The organism is Sphingopyxis sp. MWB1, assembly GCF_000763945.1.
Lineage (GTDB): Bacteria > Pseudomonadota > Alphaproteobacteria > Sphingomonadales > Sphingomonadaceae > Sphingopyxis.
The window spans coordinates 1,415,344-1,432,330 of record NZ_JQFJ01000002.1 but is presented as its reverse complement, the minus strand read 5'-3'; the positions used below and the strand labels follow the sequence as shown (position 1 = coordinate 1,432,330).

Here is a 16,987-nt window from a genome sequence, read left to right as displayed (position 1 = left end):
TAACGGCTATGCCACGGAAGGATTAAGAAATTGTCGGATGCGAGCGGGCTTGTGCTGCCGAAAAATTACCTGCTGGTGGTCGCCGCCGCGCTGGTCGACCGCGATGGGAGGCTGCTGGTGCAGCAGCGACCGGAGGGCAAGCCGATGGCGGGATTATGGGAATTTCCTGGCGGCAAGGTCGACGCGGGCGAGACTCCCGAAGCGGCGCTGATCCGCGAACTCGACGAGGAGCTTGGTATCGACGTCGATCATAGCTGCCTAGCTCCCGCTTGTTTCGCGAGCGATACGCTTGGCGAGCGGCATCTGCTCCTGCTCCTTTATGTGTGCCGCAAATGGGGCGGCGTGCCCGAGGCGCGCCATGCCAGCGCCTTGCGCTGGGTTCGTCCGGTTGAACTGCACGGCCTCGCCATGCCGCCTGCGGACAAGCCGCTCATCGGGCTGCTGGAGGCGCTGGTTTAGAAGGCAGCTTGGGAGGGGCTATGCCTTCCCCGGCCTCAGTGCTTCGGCCAGCGAAGCGGTAGCGCTGCCCCGGCGCGCGGGCTTGGGCTGGTCGGGGTGCGGCGTCCAGCCGCTGAAATGGACCAGCCTGAACTGCTCGGCGACCCGGCCATCGGGGTCGGCCTGTGCGGCGAAGGCAGCGGCAATATGCGCCGCCTCGGTACGGGTGAACGGCGGCGGGGCGGGGGAGAGGCGGCTTGTGAGGCCGCCTGCGCGCAAATCACGCACCAGGCCGCGCCAGTCGCCATAGCGTACGGTCAGTGCCTCGACATCGACGACGGGCATGGTGAAGCCAACGCGCTGCAGCAAATTACCCATCGAGGCAAGGTCGATCTGCGGATGCATGCGCGCGATCGAGCGCACGCCCTCGGCCATCAGCGCGCGGCGCAGGCGCGCGAGACTCCCGTCGCCCAGCAATGTGCCGAGCAGCAGCCCATCGGGGGCGAGCAGCGCGCGGCAGCGGACGAGTGCGCCCGGAACATCGTTGATCCCCTCCAGCCCGCCGGGCCAGACGATCAGATCGAAACTGCCGATCGGCAAATCCATCGCATCGGCTTCGGCTCGATGGGCGCCAGTGTGCGCGGCAAGACCCGGCCCCGCCTCCACCAGCGTCAGCGCCCCGACCCGCGCGCGCAATTGCTCGATCAGCGCTGCATCATGCGCGCCGATCAGCAGCGCGCGGTCAAAGCGGCGCGTGACCATCGCCAGCCGGTCGATCAGCGATTCGGCGATGATCGGCGCGAGGAAATTGGCATCGGTGGGTAAGTTCGCCATGCGGTCGCGCTGGGCGGCGTTGCGCGCGGGGGAGAAGAGGGGAGCGGGGTGCGACATGCGCGCGCTTGTGCCGCTCCTCGCCATGCGGCACAAGAGGCAGATGGACGCGGCATCGGGGGACGCCCGGCTCGACAGCCTTTCTGCCAGCATGGATGGCCCGGCGATGGCGCGCCGCTGGCCTGCGCTGCATTTGCTCCGCCGCGCGGGGCGCGCGATCCTCGACTATGCCCTTCCGCCACGCTGCCCCGCATGCGGGGTGATGGTGGAGGCCGACCGGCAATTCTGCCTGTCCTGCTGGTCGGCGCTGCATTTTCTGGATGGCCCGGCCTGTATCCATTGTTCGATCCCCCTGCCGACCGCGCTGCCGGGGCAGACGGTCGCTTGCGGCGCCTGCCTGGCCGACCCGCCACCCTTTGAAGGGGCGCCCGCCGCGGTCGCTTATGGTCCCGCCGCGCGCACCGTCGCGCTGCGGCTCAAATATGGGCGGCGCGTGGGCCATGCGCGCCTGATGGCGGGACTGATGGCGCGGCCGTTGCGGCGGCTGGTCGAAGAGGAAGCGCAGCGCGCGGCGGCGGAAGGGCGCGAGGAGCCCCTCCCGTTGTTGCTCCCCATTCCCCTGCATCGCGGACGGCTTTGGTCGCGCGGTTTCAACCAGGCGGCGCTGATCGCCGCTGCGCTGGCGCGCGAAACGGGGATCGAGGCCAATGCGCATCTGCTCGTCCGCCGCAAAGCCACCGCCCCGCTGCGCGGTAAGGGGCGGCGCGAGCGGCAGCGCATCCTCTCGGGCGCCTTTGCACTGGCATCCGGTGCCCGCGATCGGCTGGCGGGACGGCATCTGATTTTGGTCGATGATGTCCATGCCAGCGGGGCAACCCTGCGCGCCGCCGCCCGCGCCTTGCAGCGCAGCGGTGCGGCGCGTGTTTCGGCGCTCTGCTGGGCGCGGGTCGTCCCCGACGCGCTGATGACGGGCAACATATTTGACTTTGCCACGTTCGATTCCGATATGGAGAGCGGAAGGATCTCAGAATAGATGGCGAAAATCCAAGTCTATACCAAATTCATGTGCCCCTATTGCACCCGCGCCAAAGCCTTGCTGGAAAGCAAGGGCGCGGCCTTTGAGGAAATTGACGTGACGATGGACCGCGCAGGCTTTGACGCGATGGTCGAACGCGCGAATGGCAGCCGCACCGTGCCCCAGATTTTCATCGATGACCGGCATATCGGCGGCAGCGACGAGCTGGCGGCGCTCGATCAGCGCGGGGGGCTCGACCCCTTGCTGCACAACGCCGCGTCATGATCGTATTCGACCTGTGCTGCGCGGGCGGCGCGCATCGGTTCGAAGCCTGGTTTGCGAGCAGCGACAGCTTTGCTGAGCAAAAGGCGCGCAGGCTTATCGCTTGCCCGATTTGCGGTGACAGCGATGTGGACAAGGCAGTGATGGCGCCGCGCGTCGGTGCCAAATCGAACCAGCGCGCGGCGGTTCCGGCGCCAGCTCCTGCTTGCGCGCCGGTGCCGGCGGGGAAGGAACCGGCCGCCGCGCTCCCCCCCGAACTGGTACAGCGTGTCATCGCCGAAATTGCCGCGCGGCAGGCGGAAATATTACCCCGCTCGCGCTGGGTCGGCCGCGACTTTGCCGCCGCCGCCCGCGCGATGCACGAAGGGCGCGCACCCGAAGACCCCATCCACGGCGAAGCCTCGCCCGACGAGGTGCGCGAACTCCACGACGACGGCATTGCCGCGCTGCCGCTGCTCGTCCCGATCGCACCGCCCGATGCGGTAAACTGACAGGCCGATTGACGCTGCGCCGCCCCGCCCGCTAAACGAAACACGACGCACCCGTAGCTCAGCAGGATAGAGCATCAGATTCCTAATCTGGGGGCCACAGGTTCGAATCCTGTCGGGTGCACCACTTCGGAACAAAACTGGGCACCGCGCCCGGCTTTGTCTCGGCGGCCCCCGCGACCAGTGCTTGCAGTAGATTGCTCTTCGAGCCGAGAAGCCGAACCTCTCGAACATCGACCTCCACGCGCTGTGCAAGCGCGCGGAGATGCTCGCGATGATAGCCGCCGCCCTCGATTCGCATCCTCTGGCGCGCGGTGGCCGCAAACTTCGCCAGCATGTCCGGCGCGAACGACTTTTGGCCCGTCGCACCGAGCGAGGCGGTTACGCGCTCCGCGTCGGCCTTGGCCTGATCGCGCGTCGCCTTGAGCGTTGCGATGCGATCCTTGAGGTCGGGATCGTTCAGGTCGGCAATGCCGTTCTCGATAGCGTTGAAGAGCCGCTTTAGCCGCAGGTCAGTCTCGGCGGCGCGCTTGTTCAAATCGGCCACATGGGCGCGCTTGCGCGCCGTCTGTTCCTGCCGCCGATCCAGCACGGCCGACAAGATGGCTTCCAGCCGGTCGGGTTGGAGAAGCCTGTCCTCCAGATGCTTTGCGACCAAATCGTCCAGCTTCTCCATTGCCACCGTCATGCCGGTGCAGGCGGTCGGCCCCTGCCGTGCTTTGGTCGAGCAGGAGTAATATCGATACTGCCCGCCCTTGCCGGTGCGGATGGTCATCGCGCCGCCACACTTCGCGCAGTGAATGAGGCCTGTAAGCAGCGTAGGGCCGCTTACGACGCGAGGGGGCACCTTCTTGGGGTTGTGGGCCTGCAAGTGCGCCTGCACCCCGTCAAACGTCTCCTGATCGATAATCGGGGGCACTTCGACCACAACCGCCTCCGACTTTGGTTTGAGCTTCCTGTCCTTGCCGCGTCGATTGAACTCGTGACGCCCGGTGTAGGTCGAGCGGGTGAGTATCTGGTGGACGGCACCGAGGCCCCAACGCCCGCCATCGCGGGTGCGAATGGACCTTTCATTCAGCCAAGCCGCGATAGCCTTGACCCCCATCGAACCCGATACCCCATCGCCTGCCAGAGCAAGCCGGAAAATGGTTCGCACTGTTTCGGCGTGGAAGGGATCAATCTCCAACCGCTTCTTGACCTTTGCGCCGCGCTGTTCAGCCGCGACGACGCGGTAGCCGATCGGCGGTAGCGATCCATTCCAAAAGCCCTGCCGCGCATTCTCGCGCATCGCGCGCAGCACATGTTTGGCGGTCTCTTTGGACTGATACTCGTCGAACAACGCCATGATCTGCCGCATCATGACGTGCATGGGGTCATCGCCCATTTCCTGCGTGATGGAGACTAGCTTCACGCCATTCTTGGCGAGCTTGCGGATGTAGAACTCAAGCTCGAAATGATCGCGGAAGAAGCGGGAGAAGCTGTGAACCACTACGAGGTCGAACGGCGCTGGTTTCGATGTCCCGGCCTCAATCAGTCTCTGGAACTCTGGGCGGCGGTCATTCGTCGCGGAGGCGCCGGACTCGACATAGGTATCAACCACCTTGAGCCCGCGCGCGGCGCACCAGCCTTCGCCCTGCCGCCGCTGGTCGGGGATCGACACGTCATGCTCGGCCTGCCGCGCGGTCGAGACGCGAAGGTAGAGGGCCGCGCGCCCCCCCGTGATGGTCTGCGGCGCAGTCATGGCAGTCTCCGTAGGGTCAGCTTAGAGGGGTGGGGAAAAGAACTCGTTGAACAGGTCGCCGAACCAGCGTTCAAACACTTCGACCTCTTCCAGTGTGACCGGAACGGGATCGGGCCAATCATCGGTGACGCGCCATGTCGAGAGGTCATGCTTGGGAGGGCGGCCCGGAAAGGGCCACGGCTTGCCGAGCAGCGCTTCAAGCTGCTCCGATGCGCTGGGCGCTCGCTCGGGGGAGGGGCGGGCCATTCCGCAATGGTTGCGCGGTTCAGCGCGCGGCGGAACATAAATCCGCCCTTCAAGACCGGGAGTAGGGCTCCAGCGAAGAAAAACTGACTCTCGGAAAGATTGCGGGAAGCCGGGTCCGCATTTTTCGGGTTCCGTTTTGACCTCGTCGAGCGAATCACCAGCCGGTGCAGGGATGCCAAACGCCTACTTGGATTGCTCGCGGGCATGATCTTCTCGCGCCTCGCGGATAGCGCATAACACCCTCGCTATTTCCCGCTCGACCGTCTTTACGCTGATGCCGAGGCGGTGGGCGATGCGGTCGTATGGAAGGTCGTCGAAGCGGTGCATCAGGAACACATCGCGCGTTCGCTTTGGCAGGCGGGCAATCGCCCATTCGATCCGCGCTATCTCGGGATCGACATCTTCATCGAAATTGGGAACGACCGGCGGCGGAACGAGCAGGTCGCGGATTGTGCGCGCGAAGCGGGCGGCGAGGTTATCGTCAGCCATGAGCTTTCCTCCGCCGGGGGCTAGGGTGTCCCGTCACCCCTCGCACATGATCGAGCAATTCCCGGAGCAGGGCTGGGATGTCCGGCATCGACATAGGTGGCAGGGGCCGCGATCCGTCGAGGTCGGGATTGCGCCAGACGTTGTAGGGCGACAGCACCGGGGCCAGCCGCTGGAGCGCGACGGAGTGATAATTGAGGCCGGTCGCATTGGCGTAGGCCAACGCCTTGTCGATATGCAGGCCGATATGTCGGGCGCACCATCTGTCGTCGAACCCGACGTCGAGCAGATGCGAGGTGAGCGCCAACTGCGCCACGATGCCGGTTTGATAGAGAAGGTCGCTGTTGTCCGCGAAAAGCTGCTCCTCAATCGCGAGGAAGAAGCCCTCGGCGTTGCGATAGCGTGTCTTGCTTAGCGCGCGTCGGGCGCATGATCTTTCGAGAACGGGGGCCAGATGAAACTGGCCCTGCGAAGGGATTGGAGCAAAGGCCGGAGCTGGCGGCATCATCCCGGCGCCCTTGGATCGCCCTCTCGTGCCCTCGTGGATGATACCGCCTCCATCGCTATCGTGATTCGGCCTCAGCTAATCGTCCGCCGATGAAACAAACCTTGTTTACGCTATCGTTTATATCATAAACGGTAGCGTATATGCAAATAAACGATGTCATTAACGCGATTCTCTTTGAGATTGAGCGCGGGGCCGATAGCGACGACGGCATGGGACGCCCGCCGCTTGGAATGAAAGCCACGACTATCCGGCTATCTGTGGACACGATCCGTCGGATCGAAGCGCAGGTCGGTAATCGTCAGCTGGCGAAGTTCATTCGCGAGGCGGTCGAGCGCGAGCTTCGACAGCGAGAAGAAGAGCAAAAGCTCTAAGCTCGACAGTGGCGCTGGTCGTCGGGGGCAAGGGGTAGGTCAGGCAACTCACCCACGTCCGTCCGCAATATTCGCGTCTATTGAGGGTGCGATGCGCAGCCTCGAAATGTCGCAGAAAACCGTCGTTTTGGAGATGCGAGGCAGCGCGCGCTGCCGGATCGCACCCTCGAAAAGTGGCGGAAATGCGCTATGCACCCGTGCGTAAGGTGTGTGACTATAAACTGTGGGTCCGATGCGAAGCATCGCGGCCCGGCAACATCGCGTTTTGAGGTGGCGTTTCAGAAAGGCGATAGCAAATTTACTAATGGGAACGTGATGCGAACACTGACCGCTCCGGCCCGGTAATCTTGTTAGGAGAGAAGTGCGGCGCCATTCGCCCGTTGTCGCCGCATCACGGTTTCTCTCCATCGATTTGGCTATTCAGGGGTATCGACTGGATTGTATTCGGATTTCCTTCATAGGCCCGCCGAGCCTCTTCGCTCCGTCGTTGTCTGTATTGCTCAATCATGTCGCGACAAAGCTGCCGCGCGGTCGACATGCTGGATACACCGGGGCTCTCTCCCGCGATGTCAGGCCATTTTAACCCGTTCACGCCACACGCCAGGTTGGGGAAGTCTCTCCCCTGAAAACGGTCAGTGAAAAACGCGAATAGTTCCCCGCCTCGTGTCGCGAGGACCGATGCGGTCAGATCGTCGTCGAGCAGCGGTATTGCCCATATGATGACATCCCCGGCTTCCTTAATTGTCGCCGAAGCAGCGACGGGATCGAAAGGTCTGTATCTGGCTCCTTTCCGCTGAACCTCTCGTATCAGGGCGACGCTAACATTGCCGTTTGAAGCCTTGCTTTCGACAAAATAGTCTGCGGCCGACTTTTTCCATTCGTCCAACATGGCCAATTGATCGGTGGGTGGCGGCTTACAGTCAGCGCCAGACATAAACATGCCTGCCCATCCCCGTCCGGGCGCGATCGGGCCATCAGGAAGCTGATCCCATCGGATTTCCATCCGGCACACGCTGATCTTGCCATTGAGTTGTTCGATCCGGCCATTCTTATAATCGTCGAGCGATGCGTAGTGGCCATAGGGTATCGCGTAGAAGACCCCTTTGCGCGGCGTGACTGCTCCGAAGACAACCCAAGGACGCGCATCTCCGACAGGATAAACAGCGTATGAGCCTACTTGGGGCTGATAGTCCGCATCGCGCGTCTCGCTTGCGGCCCGCTTCTTGAGTCCCTCTACCGTATCACGATGGATTCCTTCAGGCGCTCGGCATCAATCCCGCCGGGGTATGGCAGCGTGATTACCCGGCGCTCGACATAGTCCGCCGGCTCTTTGGCCGCACAGCCCATGCTCGATAACACTACCGGCGCGCCGATGATCGCCAAGTATCGTCGCCATAACATCACTGTCTGTCTTCCCCTGCGAGCCGAAGCACAAGATGCGAGGTGATGTGATTAGCACTGCATCGAGCGCCTGCAATCGGGTGTTTCTATAAGGTTGTCTGTGACCGGTTTTGGGGCCGGGAAAGCGGGCGGGGAGGGTGGATTTGGGAAGGCGAGATAAAAGCGCTGCCAGCCGATGGTCGCTAACATACTGGATTATCTAGGATTAGCCGTATGGCAGGTGTTCCACACGGCCATACGCGGTTGCGGAATTATGTGTTAAATCAATTCGTTAGCGTACGGCAATTCAACCAGCAGCGAGATGAGGCTAGCTGAACCCTCACACTTTGCGGCGTCCAGCTCGGCGGAGGTCGTGGGTATCGCTCAATTGCTTATGCCGCTATTCGTTGGGCGTCTTCTTCGAAGGGGCCTAACAGGAATGGCATTCGCGCTACCGACTGATGCTACAGAGGGTGATGTTGAAACACAGGTCGTTGCCCCTCTTCTGACCAGAGCCGAGTTCCTCGGCATCCAAGTCGAAAAGGTGAAGAGCAAAGAGTTTCTAGCGGCCTTTGACATCGGAAAAGGCGCGAAGCAGCGCAAGGGATATGTTCCTGATTATTCCATCTACGAGCTATCCGTCCCTATCGCGGCGATTGAGGTAAAGGCGCCGGCGGTCCCGGTTGCGGAAGCGTGGGAAGAAGCATCCCTCTACGCCCATGCTTTGAACAAACGATATTCGTCAAAAATCAATCCGTGTGAGATCATTCTCGCCACCAATGGAATCGACCTTGTGGCTGGGCGGTGGGACAACTCCACGCCGACGTTAACAACCAAAGTCTCTGACTTGGCGGTTGGGAGTGCCGCTTTGGATGAGCTTCGGTCTCTGATGGGGGCTGCCGAACTTGAGCGACTTGGCGAGATAGCAAGCGCTTCTCTCAAACTTGTAGGCTTCAAAAGGCCGTTTAATCAGGGGAATGGCCCCGCGTTGATTGCATCGAAACTTGAACCGAACACTTTTGCGGCTGACCTGTCACCCATTTTGCGGCGCTATTTTTCATCTCGTGACCAAAACAGCGATCCTGAAATTTATAAGAACGCCTACGTCTCATCGAACGAGGTAACTAGCTACGACAAGATCCTCGAATCATTTCTGATCGACCGCCTCTCCCGCAGTCGCTCAAGGATTGAGATACAGACGACCAAAAAGCGTGCCGACGAGATATCAAAGCGTCTCAGCGATCTTGCTACAAACAAGTCGCCAAGCGGAGAATTACAGCTAATTACCGGTGGCGTTGGTTCAGGAAAATCTCTCTTTTCGCGGCGCTACAAAGAATACCTGCAGCCGAAGAACCTTGAAGATAGCAGCCATTGGGCGTTTCTCGACTTCAATTTCGCGCCAGATGTGTTGGCTGATGCGCAAGACTGGATTTGTAGCCAGTTCGCCAAGAGTGTGATCGAAGAAGGCGCACCCATCGACCTTCGAGACCCGGACGATCAAGAGAGGGTGTTCGCCACTAACTTGGAAGATCGCGCTGCATTCTATCAGCGCATGGATCGCGCGGAGCCGGGCAGAGGTCTGCTTGAGCAAGCGCGAGACTTAGAGGGATGGAGGCAACAGCCGGTCGAACTCGCAAAGGGTATGGCTCGGCACCTGCAAGGTGACCGCGGAGAGGTGGTCATCGTCGTGTTCGATAACGTCGACCGGCGGGATGTCGAAAATCAGCTTGCGGCCTTCCAGCTTGCGCTCTGGTTCATGGATCAGATGAGATGTCTCGTCATCCTGCAGATGCGCGACACGACCTTTGAAGCGCATAAAAATGAGAGGCCGCTCGATACATATAAGACAGGCCAAATTTTTCACATCAGTCCTCCTCGTTTTATAGACGTTGTGAAAAGACGACTAGAGCTCAGCTTAAAAGAAATTGAGGCGCAAGCGCCAAAGACGATTCGGTACACCACGCCTAAAGGGATGAGTATTTCTTATTCTAAAGACCGTGCGGGAGATTTCCTGCGTGGTGTATACCTTGAGCTCTTTTCCCGTCCTAATAACGTATCAAGGGTTCTTGAGGGCCTTGCTGGGCGTAATGTTCGCAAGGCGTTAGACATGTTCATGGCGATTATAACTTCTGGCCATATGCCTGAAGACTTAATCACCAATGTCGCATCGGGAAAGCAGATCAGGAACTTCCCGGAATATCTTGTTCTAAGAATATTGATGCGTCAAGATTACAGATTCTTCAATGAAAATTCGGGATTTGTATCTAATCTATTTTATAGTGGAAGAAACTGATCGAGGCCAAATAATTTCCTCACTATTGAGGTTTTGTTTTTTCTAATCGGGGAGCGCAAAGTTAGAGGTGACAACGGCCAGATGGGATTTGTCTCAATCGCCCGCGTCCAAGATCACCTTGAGAAAATGGGGTTCGTCAGAGGTGATATTCTCGATGCGTCCCAATACCTTCTTGAAAAGGAGCTGATTGAGGCTGACTCTGCAACCGCTCTCTTGGTGTCGCAAAGCGAAAGCATCAAGGCGTCTGCGAGCGGTTGGGCTCATATGAGGATACTCGCAGGGAGATCCGAGTATCTGACTTCAGTTTTGCCAACAACACCGATAAACGATTCTGTATTTGAGGCACGGGTCTTCGATCTCATGCAGAATGAAAATCGTTTTGGGAAAATAAATCAGAGCCAAAGCATTTCGATCTTGCGTGACTTTTACACTTATCTTCGGAAGCAATTTGAAGGGCTCAGCTCCCATCCGGGTTATGCCGTGGGGCATAAGAACGGGGCAAGCTACATTCTGGATAAGATTTCCGAGACAGTGAACTTTATGACGAAGGCTGCGAATAAAGGCATGAAACAAGCCGATTGGCTTGATTGAGGAACCGCTTTTTCGAGGCGCCTAAAAAAGCCCCTCCTATCAGCGTGAACATTCTCCCCACAATGCTTAATCCAGTTTGAGTGATTAAAAACTGGACAGGCGACCGCGAAGTGTCGGAACGATGTTCGCGGACGGGAAGATGTGAATTAAAACGAGAAGAGCGATATCTTGGGGGGTAGGGGTGGCTGAAAAGAAAAGTTCGCTTTTTGAAGCGACGACTGGTCGCGGAGGAGAAGTCTTCAAGCCTACCTCTTTGCCGCAGTTCGCGAAGTGGGCAGCTCGCGAACGAGATCGCTGGATGTGGTTGCACGGCGTGGGAGAGGCGGAGTTTCCTTCCAGCATTCGCGATCACATAATGAATCAGCTCAATGCTATTGTCGCGTATGCAGAGAGCATCGCCGCCCGAGGATCGTTGGATGGTGATGATCCCCCGCAAACGCTTCGTGGACATTACGAGGGGATGCCGCCGCAGCTTATTCACTCGACCAGTGACATCGGCCGAGCAATATTTGCACTTCGCGATACCCAGGGAGACGAAGTCGCGGCGGTGGCAGCAGGCATCTATATTGGTCAACTCGGTGTCAGCTGGGTTAACCCGCTGCACGCCCGCGCGGTACTTCTTGTTGCCAACCCCAGCTTGATGGGGAGGGAAGCCACAAGAGCGGCTTCGCAATCAGATTACAAGCGTTGGAGCGATGAGGCGCAGGCTCTTCTGGTGCGCCACGATGGCTTGTTTGAGGAACATCAAGACCAGCTCGCAGCTTTGTCGGCCCGAAGCGATCAGCTCGCGGTTCGCAGCTTCTGGAAGATAGGTCGTAGAAGCGCCAAGTTACGCCAATCTCTTGCCAAGAGGTCGGGCGCATCGATCGTCGAAATCGATAATGTCCGCAAAGCATATGAAGAGGATATGCAGCTTCGCGCCTCGGTTCAGTATTGGGAGACGAAGAAGAATCTGCATTCGGCGGGACGGGCGGACGCGCTAAAATATCTGCGCTGGTTTTCGGGAATCGCCGGTTTGGCCGCCATTCTTTTGTTCTGGGCAGCAATCTCCTTCATGCTTGAGGCGTCAGGGGTCAACGTGTGGGATTGGATGCTAATTCAACCGCACAAAGATCGCCCTATTGCGCTCGCGACCTATGTGATCGTTACGGCCGCCGTCGGTACTGCACTCACGGCCGTTTTTTGGGCGGCCCGAGTGCTCGTTCGGAACTATCTCACCGAGCGTCGGCTTGAGCTCGACGCCGAAGAACGGCGGATCATGACGCAAACCTATTTGGCGCTTATCAAAGAGGGAGCGGCGTCCAACGAGGACCGGCTAGTGATTTTGAACGCGTTATTTCGGCCCTCGCCCGATCAGCCGACGGGCGACGATGGAGGAAATGACATCGCACTGCCTGCGATCATCGCAAAGCTTATGGATCAACGCTTGAAACCTTGATCTGGGGCAAATCGGCTCGCTATCCTAGAGCGCTATAGCCAAGCGGTAGTGCTCATCTTCAGCGGTCGCGGTGCACCATAGCCGAACAAAAGAGAGAAGTGCGGGCGTGGTTTTGGCTGCATTTCTTGCCACGGCTTTGGAGCCGCCAACGCCCTGCCTCTTCCAGAAACAGCGACCTCGATTTTGTTAGAGTTTTCTCCATAGATTATCGGTTGGCGGGCCTGGCCGGGGCGGCGCCAGGGATGCGCGCCTCCATATCCTTGTTTTCCGGGAAAATCGGCCAGAGAAGCTGTTGGCCGAGCGTCGCGGGCGGCAGATTTTCGACGCCATAGCTCACTGGATATTGCCGCGTGATCTTCGCGGTGCCGAACAGCACATCCCAGAAGAAGAGAAGATTGCCGTAATTGCCCTTGTAATGGACGGCAGGGTCGCTTGCATGGCGGCCATGGTGCGCGTGATGGGTCGCAGGCGTGCTGATGGTACGTTCGACGATCCACATCAGCGGCGACAGAGCCTTGATCCGGTAAAGCGGCGCATCCCAGGCGACATCGCTGTGCGCACCGATGATCACCGCCATTTTGACGATGATATAGCCCGCATAGAACCAGCCCAGCCCCAGATAGACGAGGACCCCCGCAAACCAGATGCTGGGCATCAGCGCATAATAGATGATGTTGTTCCGATAGACGAGCCGCACGCTCATATAGCGGGCGTTATGATGGGCGCGGTGAAGGTTGTAGAGCCAGGCGAAGCTGTGGCTCGCCTGGTGCCACCAATATTGCATCATATCTTCGAAAATCAGGAACAGCGCGATGGCAGCAAAAAGGGAAATGCCCGCAAGCGCGCCCTGATATTCGGGAAAGAAGCGGTGGCCGATGCCGCCGACGACCAGCAATATGGTCGGCTGTGTCACCGCAAGCAGCATGAGCGTGCTCACCGCTTCCAAAATGCCGTCGTTGCGCGTCTGCTCATCCTTGCGGAACAGCCGGGTCCAGACGAGTTCGAGCAAGCCGAAGCCCAGATAAATGCCGAGCACAATCAGGCTCGCTTGTCCCGTGGTCAGCGCCATCCTCTCTCTCCTCCGTCAGGGCGCGGGTGATTGCCGCTTGCCTTTGCGCCGTTCATCGCACAGCGTGCGGCGCTGAAATGCAAAGAAGTTATCATTTTTCCATGGCCGAAAGATCGCGCCTCTCCCCCCGCGAGCTGGAGCAGCTCGCGCGTTGGGGGCATGAGCGGCGCTTTGCCGACGGGCAGTTCATCCAGCATCAGGGCGATGCAGGCGATGCCTTTTGGGCGGTGGTCGAAGGCCATGTCAGCATCGGCCGCTTTGCCGAGGATGGCGCCTTCACCGCCTTTGCCGTGCTGGGCGCGGGGGATTTGTTCGGCGAGCTTGCCTTTTTCACTGGGGTCCCGCGTCAGGTCGATGCGCTGGCGAGCGGTCCCGCACGACTGATTGCGATCGACCGCCCCTTGCTGCGCCGCCTGATGAGCGCCGATCTCGGCTGGGCTGAATTATTGCTGCGCAGCCTGTCGCGGCAATTGGCGGGCGCGCTCGATATTATCGACGCTGAGCGACGGCTGAGCAGCGTCGACCGGCTCGCCCAGCTTCTGGCGATCATGGCGCGCGACAGCGACAGCGGCGACATGGTGCAGGCGACGCAGCAACAGCTTGCCGACCTGCTTGGCCTGTCGCGGGTGACGCTGGGTACGGCGCTGCGCGAACTGGTGGCGCAGGGGCGGGTCGAGCAAGGCTATGGGCGTATCCGGCTACTGAACAAGGGCGCCGGGTGAACGGGCGGTGCCAATCGCTTTCACCGCGTCGCAACGCGCGTTATAGCCGCGCATGATGCGCGCGCTGCTTCTTCTTTTCGGATATTGGGTGGCGGCGCTGACCATGCTGCCGGGGGCGAGCGCTGCGGAGCGCGGGCCACTGGTGCTGGCGGCATCGAGCCTGCAAGGCGCGCTCGACGAGGTGGCTGATGCCTGGGCGGCCAAGGGCCATGCGCGGCCGCGCCTTTCCTATGCGGCATCCTCGGCGCTGGCGCGGCAGATTATCGCAGGCGCGCCCGCCGATCTGTTTATTTCCGCCGATGAGGGCTGGATGGATGCGGCGGCGCGGGCGGGACGGCTGCGTTCGGGCACGCGCACCGTGCTGCTGGGCAATCAACTGGTGCTGATCGTGCCGCGGCGCAGGGCGGTGCGGCTCGATCCCGCGCCCGGCTTTGCGCTGGCGCCAATGCTGGGGGGCGGACGCCTCGCCCTTGCCGATCCGGGCAGCGTCCCCGCCGGGCGCTATGCCAGGGTTGCGCTGCACCGGCTGGGGGTCTGGCGCAGCGTGGAGAAACATCTGGCGCCCGCTGAAAATGTCCGCGCCGCGCTGGCGCTGGTCGAGCGCGGGGCGGCGCCCGCCGGGATCGTCTATGCCAGCGATGCCTATGCCTCGCGCCGGGTGCGCGTGGCGGGGCGCTTTCCGCTGTCGAGCCATCCGCCGATCCGCTATCCGGCGGCGCTGCTCAAGACGTCGCGGCACCGCGATGCGGCGGCTTTCCGCGCCTTTCTCCGCTCCTCCCCCGCGCGCGCCATTTTCCGGCGGCACGGCTTTCGGACGTCCTGAATGCTGAGCGCGGAGGAATGGCAGATTGTCGCCCTGTCGCTGAAGGTCGGCACCGCCGCGGTGCTGGCGGCGCTGCCGCTCGCCTTCGCGCTCGCCTGGCTGCTGGCCCGGCGGCGCTTTCCGGGGCGCTTCCTCCTCGATGCGCTGGTGCATCTGCCGCTGGTTTTGCCGCCGGTTGTGACGGGCTGGCTGCTGCTCATCGCCTTCGGGCCGATGGGGCCGATGGGGCGCTGGCTGGAAAGCTGGTTCGGGGTCAGCCTGATGTTCCGCTGGACGGGCGCGGCGCTCGCCGCCGCGATTATGGCGCTCCCGCTGATGGTGCGCGCGATGCGGCTGTCGATCGAGGCGATCGACCTCCGGCTGGAGGGGGCGGCGCGCACATTGGGCGCGGGGCGCTGGCATATGTTTCGCACGATCAGCCTGCCGCTGGCGCTTCCCGGCGTTGGCGCCGCGCTGATCTTGGGCTTTGCCCGCTCGATCGGCGAATTTGGCGCAACGATCAGCTTTGTGTCGAACATCCCCGGCGAAACCCGCACCTTGCCGCTCGCCATTTATGCGGCGTTGCAAATGCCGGGGGGCGAGGGGGCGGCGACGCGGCTGGCGCTTTTGTCGGTGGCGCTGTCGCTCGGCGCATTGCTTGTGTCCGAAATGCTCGTCCGGCGTGGACAGCGGGGGCGGAGCGGCCATGTCCTTTGACGTCGAAATTGCGCGCCGGCTGGGCGAAACCCGCATCGCGGTGCAGTTTCGCGCCGCATCGGGGCTGACCGCGCTCTTCGGTCGTTCGGGTGCGGGCAAGACAAGCGTGCTCAACATGATCGCCGGGCTGCTGACCCCAGACGAAGGCTATATCCGGGTCGGCGACCGAACCCTGTTCGATGCCAGCGTCAATCTTCCCCCCGAAGCGCGGCGCATCGGCTATGTGTTTCAGGAAGGGCGCCTGTTCCCGCATCTGAAGGTGCGCGACAATCTTCTCTACGGCCAGCGGCTTGCGCGCGCCGAGGCGCGCTGGATGAGCTTGGACGAAGCGAGCGATTTTCTGGGCATTGGCCACTTGCTGGATCGCGCGCCCGCCAGCCTGTCGGGAGGCGAGGCGCGGCGGGTCGCCATTGGCCGCGCGCTGCTTTGCGCTCCGTCCTGTCTGCTGATGGACGAGCCTTTGTCGGCGCTCGACGCCCCGCGCCGCGAGGAAGTGATGCGGGTGATCGAGCGAGTGCGCGACCGGTTAAAGCTGCCGATCCTTTATGTCAGCCACGACCGGGCGGAGGTCGAGCGGCTGGCGACGCAGATCGTGCCGATGGCGTGAAAAATCGACTCGCGCCTGTCAGATCAAGTTTCATTTGAAACCATATTATGCTAGCGTGAGGCGATGGATAAACAATTGACCCATGTTCACGACACTCCGCCGCCGGGCGCCGCGCCCGATTGGACGATCCCGCAAAATTGGGAGGCGTTCACCGCCGACGAACATGCGATGTGGGACCGGCTTTTCGCGCGTCAGGCCGAAATGCTGCCGGGCCGTGCGTCCGAAGCCTTTTTGCGCGGCATCGACGTGCTGCGCCTCGAAAAGCCGGGGATCCCCGATTATCGCGACCTCAACGCGCGGCTGAAGGAAGCGAGCGGATGGGAAGTGGTGGCGGTGCCCGGGCTGGTTCCTGACGATGTGTTTTTCGACCATCTCGCCAACCGCCGCTTTCCCGCGGGCAATTTCATCCGTACGCCCGAACAGCTTGATTATCTGCAGGAACCCGATGTTTTCCACGATGTCTTCGGCCATGTGCCGATGCTCGCCGATCCGGTGTTCGCCGATTATATGGTCGCCTATGGCAAGGGCGGGCTGCGCGCGCTCAAGTTCGATGCGCTGAAACAGCTTGCGCGGCTTTACTGGTATACGGTCGAATTTGGCCTGATCCGCGAACATGGTGCGCTGCGTATCTATGGCGCGGGGATTGTGTCCTCCTATGCCGAAAGCGTCTTTGCGCTGGAAAGCGACAGCCCGAACCGCATCGGTTTCGACCTCGCGCGGGTGATGCGGACCGATTACCGGATCGACGATTTCCAGCAGAATTATTTCGTGATCGACAGCCTCGACCAATTGCTGAAGCTGACGGTCGAAACCGATTTTGCGCCCATTTACGCCGCCAATGCGATGCTGCCGCCCATCTCCATCGCGGACATTCTGCCCGAGGATGAAGTGATCACACGCGGCACACAGGATTATGCGACGGCGAAGGCGTAAACGAAGCGTCATTGCTTCGCTTCACTCGC

Annotated in this window: 21 protein-coding genes, 1 tRNA gene and 1 pseudogene; 15 read left to right on the top strand and 8 right to left on the bottom strand. The window is 60.9% G+C overall.

What is annotated here, in order from left to right:
• The first annotated feature begins 30 nt into the window (after positions 1-30).
• Positions 31-459, top strand: a complete 429-nt coding sequence (locus JV18_RS0107395) for a (deoxy)nucleoside triphosphate pyrophosphohydrolase (RefSeq protein WP_443027769.1) — start codon at positions 31-33, stop codon at positions 457-459.
• Between the two features lie 18 nt (positions 460-477).
• Here JV18_RS0107395 and JV18_RS0107390 read toward each other — a convergent pair whose 3' ends face one another.
• On the bottom strand, positions 478-1,329 hold the full coding sequence (locus JV18_RS0107390) for a methyltransferase domain-containing protein (protein ID WP_033074003.1): 852 nt from the start codon (positions 1,327-1,329) through the stop codon (positions 478-480).
• A 106-nt stretch (positions 1,330-1,435) separates the two neighbouring features.
• Here JV18_RS0107390 and JV18_RS0107385 point away from each other — a divergent pair, with 106 nt between their 5' ends.
• The 5 genes from JV18_RS0107385 (at position 1,436) to JV18_RS15625 (ending at position 3,559) form a co-directional block, all read left to right on the top strand.
• On the top strand, positions 1,436-2,302 hold the full coding sequence (locus JV18_RS0107385; RefSeq protein WP_052072141.1) for a ComF family protein: 867 nt from the start codon (positions 1,436-1,438) through the stop codon (positions 2,300-2,302).
• A complete protein-coding gene (gene grxC / locus JV18_RS0107380) occupies positions 2,303-2,569 on the top strand; it encodes a glutaredoxin 3 (protein ID WP_033074002.1) in 267 nt (88 codons plus the stop codon). It abuts the gene before it with no gap.
• Positions 2,566-3,057 carry a DUF1178 family protein gene (locus JV18_RS0107375; protein ID WP_033074001.1) on the top strand — a complete coding sequence of 164 codons (492 nt, stop codon included), beginning with the start codon at positions 2,566-2,568 and terminating at the stop codon, positions 3,055-3,057. The genes grxC and JV18_RS0107375 overlap by 4 nt, the downstream gene beginning before the upstream one ends.
• A 47-nt stretch (positions 3,058-3,104) precedes the next feature.
• Positions 3,105-3,181, top strand: a tRNA-Arg gene (locus JV18_RS0107370).
• Positions 3,182-3,319: 138 nt separating this feature from the next.
• Positions 3,320-3,559: a hypothetical protein gene (locus tag JV18_RS15625; protein WP_033074000.1), complete on the top strand. Its 240-nt coding sequence runs from the start codon at positions 3,320-3,322 to the stop codon at positions 3,557-3,559.
• Positions 3,560-3,754: 195 nt separating this feature from the next.
• Here the strand turns inward: JV18_RS15625 and JV18_RS15620 are convergent.
• From JV18_RS15620 to JV18_RS0107345, 4 genes and pseudogenes are all read right to left on the bottom strand, one after another.
• Positions 3,755-4,795 (bottom strand): annotated as a pseudogene (locus tag JV18_RS15620) (recombinase family protein); the annotation flags it as partial.
• A 21-nt stretch (positions 4,796-4,816) separates the two neighbouring features.
• Positions 4,817-5,041: a hypothetical protein gene (locus JV18_RS0107355; RefSeq protein WP_033073998.1), complete on the bottom strand. Its 225-nt coding sequence runs from the start codon at positions 5,039-5,041 to the stop codon at positions 4,817-4,819.
• A gap of 183 nt (positions 5,042-5,224) precedes the next feature.
• Positions 5,225-5,530, bottom strand: coding sequence for a sigma factor-like helix-turn-helix DNA-binding protein (locus JV18_RS0107350; protein WP_052071808.1), 306 nt, complete (start codon positions 5,528-5,530; stop codon positions 5,225-5,227).
• A complete protein-coding gene (locus JV18_RS0107345) occupies positions 5,523-6,035 on the bottom strand; it encodes a hypothetical protein (protein WP_081944735.1) in 513 nt (170 codons plus the stop codon). Before JV18_RS0107345 ends, JV18_RS0107350 begins: the two co-directional genes overlap by 8 nt.
• 140 nt (positions 6,036-6,175) lie before the next feature.
• On the opposite strand from JV18_RS0107345, the gene JV18_RS0107340 reads away from it, so the two are divergent.
• Positions 6,176-6,406: a hypothetical protein gene (locus JV18_RS0107340; RefSeq protein ID WP_033073997.1), complete on the top strand. Its 231-nt coding sequence runs from the start codon at positions 6,176-6,178 to the stop codon at positions 6,404-6,406.
• A gap of 391 nt (positions 6,407-6,797) precedes the next feature.
• Here the strand turns inward: JV18_RS0107340 and JV18_RS0107335 are convergent, their stop codons facing one another.
• Both JV18_RS0107335 and JV18_RS15420 read right to left on the bottom strand, forming a co-directional pair.
• Positions 6,798-7,346 carry a hypothetical protein gene (locus JV18_RS0107335; RefSeq protein WP_144243893.1) on the bottom strand — a complete coding sequence of 183 codons (549 nt, stop codon included), beginning with the start codon at positions 7,344-7,346 and terminating at the stop codon, positions 6,798-6,800.
• A gap of 293 nt (positions 7,347-7,639) precedes the next feature.
• Positions 7,640-7,789 (bottom strand): hypothetical protein, encoded by a 150-nt coding sequence (locus tag JV18_RS15420; protein ID WP_160174181.1) that lies wholly within the window; start codon positions 7,787-7,789, stop codon positions 7,640-7,642.
• Positions 7,790-8,225: 436 nt separating this feature from the next.
• Between JV18_RS15420 and JV18_RS0107330 the strand changes: the two genes are divergently transcribed.
• From JV18_RS0107330 to JV18_RS0107320, 3 genes are all read left to right on the top strand, one after another.
• Positions 8,226-10,079 (top strand): ATP-binding protein, encoded by a 1,854-nt coding sequence (locus JV18_RS0107330; protein ID WP_144243892.1) that lies wholly within the window; start codon positions 8,226-8,228, stop codon positions 10,077-10,079.
• Between the two features lie 33 nt (positions 10,080-10,112).
• Positions 10,113-10,670, top strand: coding sequence for a hypothetical protein (locus JV18_RS0107325; protein WP_144243891.1), 558 nt, complete (start codon positions 10,113-10,115; stop codon positions 10,668-10,670).
• A gap of 181 nt (positions 10,671-10,851) precedes the next feature.
• Complete coding sequence (locus tag JV18_RS0107320; RefSeq protein WP_144243890.1) at positions 10,852-12,108, top strand: DUF6161 domain-containing protein; 1,257 nt, start codon at positions 10,852-10,854, stop codon at positions 12,106-12,108.
• Positions 12,109-12,313: 205 nt separating this feature from the next.
• On the opposite strand, the gene JV18_RS0107315 is transcribed toward JV18_RS0107320, so the two are convergent.
• Positions 12,314-13,177, bottom strand: coding sequence for a sterol desaturase family protein (locus tag JV18_RS0107315; RefSeq protein WP_033073992.1), 864 nt, complete (start codon positions 13,175-13,177; stop codon positions 12,314-12,316).
• A gap of 101 nt (positions 13,178-13,278) precedes the next feature.
• Here JV18_RS0107315 and JV18_RS0107310 point away from each other — a divergent pair, with 101 nt between their 5' ends.
• From JV18_RS0107310 to phhA, 5 genes are all read left to right on the top strand, one after another.
• Positions 13,279-13,899, top strand: a complete 621-nt coding sequence (locus tag JV18_RS0107310) for a Crp/Fnr family transcriptional regulator (RefSeq protein ID WP_033073991.1) — start codon at positions 13,279-13,281, stop codon at positions 13,897-13,899.
• Positions 13,900-13,951: 52 nt separating this feature from the next.
• Positions 13,952-14,722, top strand: coding sequence for a molybdate ABC transporter substrate-binding protein (gene modA / locus JV18_RS0107305; protein ID WP_052071807.1), 771 nt, complete (start codon positions 13,952-13,954; stop codon positions 14,720-14,722).
• Entirely contained in the window at positions 14,723-15,418 is a 696-nt protein-coding gene (modB, locus tag JV18_RS0107300) for a molybdate ABC transporter permease subunit (protein WP_033073990.1), read from the top strand.
• The gene (locus tag JV18_RS0107295) at positions 15,408-16,025 is read left to right on the top strand and encodes a molybdenum ABC transporter ATP-binding protein (RefSeq protein WP_033075081.1); all 618 of its coding nucleotides are present in this window, start codon (positions 15,408-15,410) and stop codon (positions 16,023-16,025) included. The genes modB and JV18_RS0107295 overlap by 11 nt, the downstream gene beginning before the upstream one ends.
• Before the next feature lie 63 nt (positions 16,026-16,088).
• Positions 16,089-16,958 (top strand): phenylalanine 4-monooxygenase, encoded by an 870-nt coding sequence (gene phhA / locus JV18_RS0107290; protein ID WP_033073989.1) that lies wholly within the window; start codon positions 16,089-16,091, stop codon positions 16,956-16,958.
• Positions 16,959-16,987: the final 29 nt, after the last annotated feature.

Coding starts and splice junctions, on each gene's coding strand:
- JV18_RS0107390 (WP_033074003.1), bottom strand. CDS start 1,329: ATGTCGCACCCCGCTCCCCTCTTCTCCCCCGCGCGCAACGCCGCCCAG.
- JV18_RS0107385 (WP_052072141.1), top strand. CDS start 1,436: ATGGCGCGCCGCTGGCCTGCGCTGCATTTGCTCCGCCGCGCGGGGCGC.
- grxC (WP_033074002.1), top strand. CDS start 2,303: ATGGCGAAAATCCAAGTCTATACCAAATTCATGTGCCCCTATTGCACC.
- JV18_RS0107375 (WP_033074001.1), top strand. CDS start 2,566: ATGATCGTATTCGACCTGTGCTGCGCGGGCGGCGCGCATCGGTTCGAA.
- JV18_RS15625 (WP_033074000.1), top strand. CDS start 3,320: ATGCTCGCGATGATAGCCGCCGCCCTCGATTCGCATCCTCTGGCGCGC.
- JV18_RS0107355 (WP_033073998.1), bottom strand. CDS start 5,041: ATGGCCCGCCCCTCCCCCGAGCGAGCGCCCAGCGCATCGGAGCAGCTT.
- JV18_RS0107350 (WP_052071808.1), bottom strand. CDS start 5,530: ATGGCTGACGATAACCTCGCCGCCCGCTTCGCGCGCACAATCCGCGAC.
- JV18_RS0107345 (WP_081944735.1), bottom strand. CDS start 6,035: ATGATGCCGCCAGCTCCGGCCTTTGCTCCAATCCCTTCGCAGGGCCAG.
- JV18_RS0107340 (WP_033073997.1), top strand. CDS start 6,176: ATGCAAATAAACGATGTCATTAACGCGATTCTCTTTGAGATTGAGCGC.
- JV18_RS0107335 (WP_144243893.1), bottom strand. CDS start 7,346: ATGTTTATGTCTGGCGCTGACTGTAAGCCGCCACCCACCGATCAATTG.
- JV18_RS0107330 (WP_144243892.1), top strand. CDS start 8,226: ATGGCATTCGCGCTACCGACTGATGCTACAGAGGGTGATGTTGAAACA.
- JV18_RS0107315 (WP_033073992.1), bottom strand. CDS start 13,177: ATGGCGCTGACCACGGGACAAGCGAGCCTGATTGTGCTCGGCATTTAT.
- JV18_RS0107310 (WP_033073991.1), top strand. CDS start 13,279: ATGGCCGAAAGATCGCGCCTCTCCCCCCGCGAGCTGGAGCAGCTCGCG.
- modA (WP_052071807.1), top strand. CDS start 13,952: ATGATGCGCGCGCTGCTTCTTCTTTTCGGATATTGGGTGGCGGCGCTG.
- modB (WP_033073990.1), top strand. CDS start 14,723: ATGCTGAGCGCGGAGGAATGGCAGATTGTCGCCCTGTCGCTGAAGGTC.
- JV18_RS0107295 (WP_033075081.1), top strand. CDS start 15,408: ATGTCCTTTGACGTCGAAATTGCGCGCCGGCTGGGCGAAACCCGCATC.
- phhA (WP_033073989.1), top strand. CDS start 16,089: ATGGATAAACAATTGACCCATGTTCACGACACTCCGCCGCCGGGCGCC.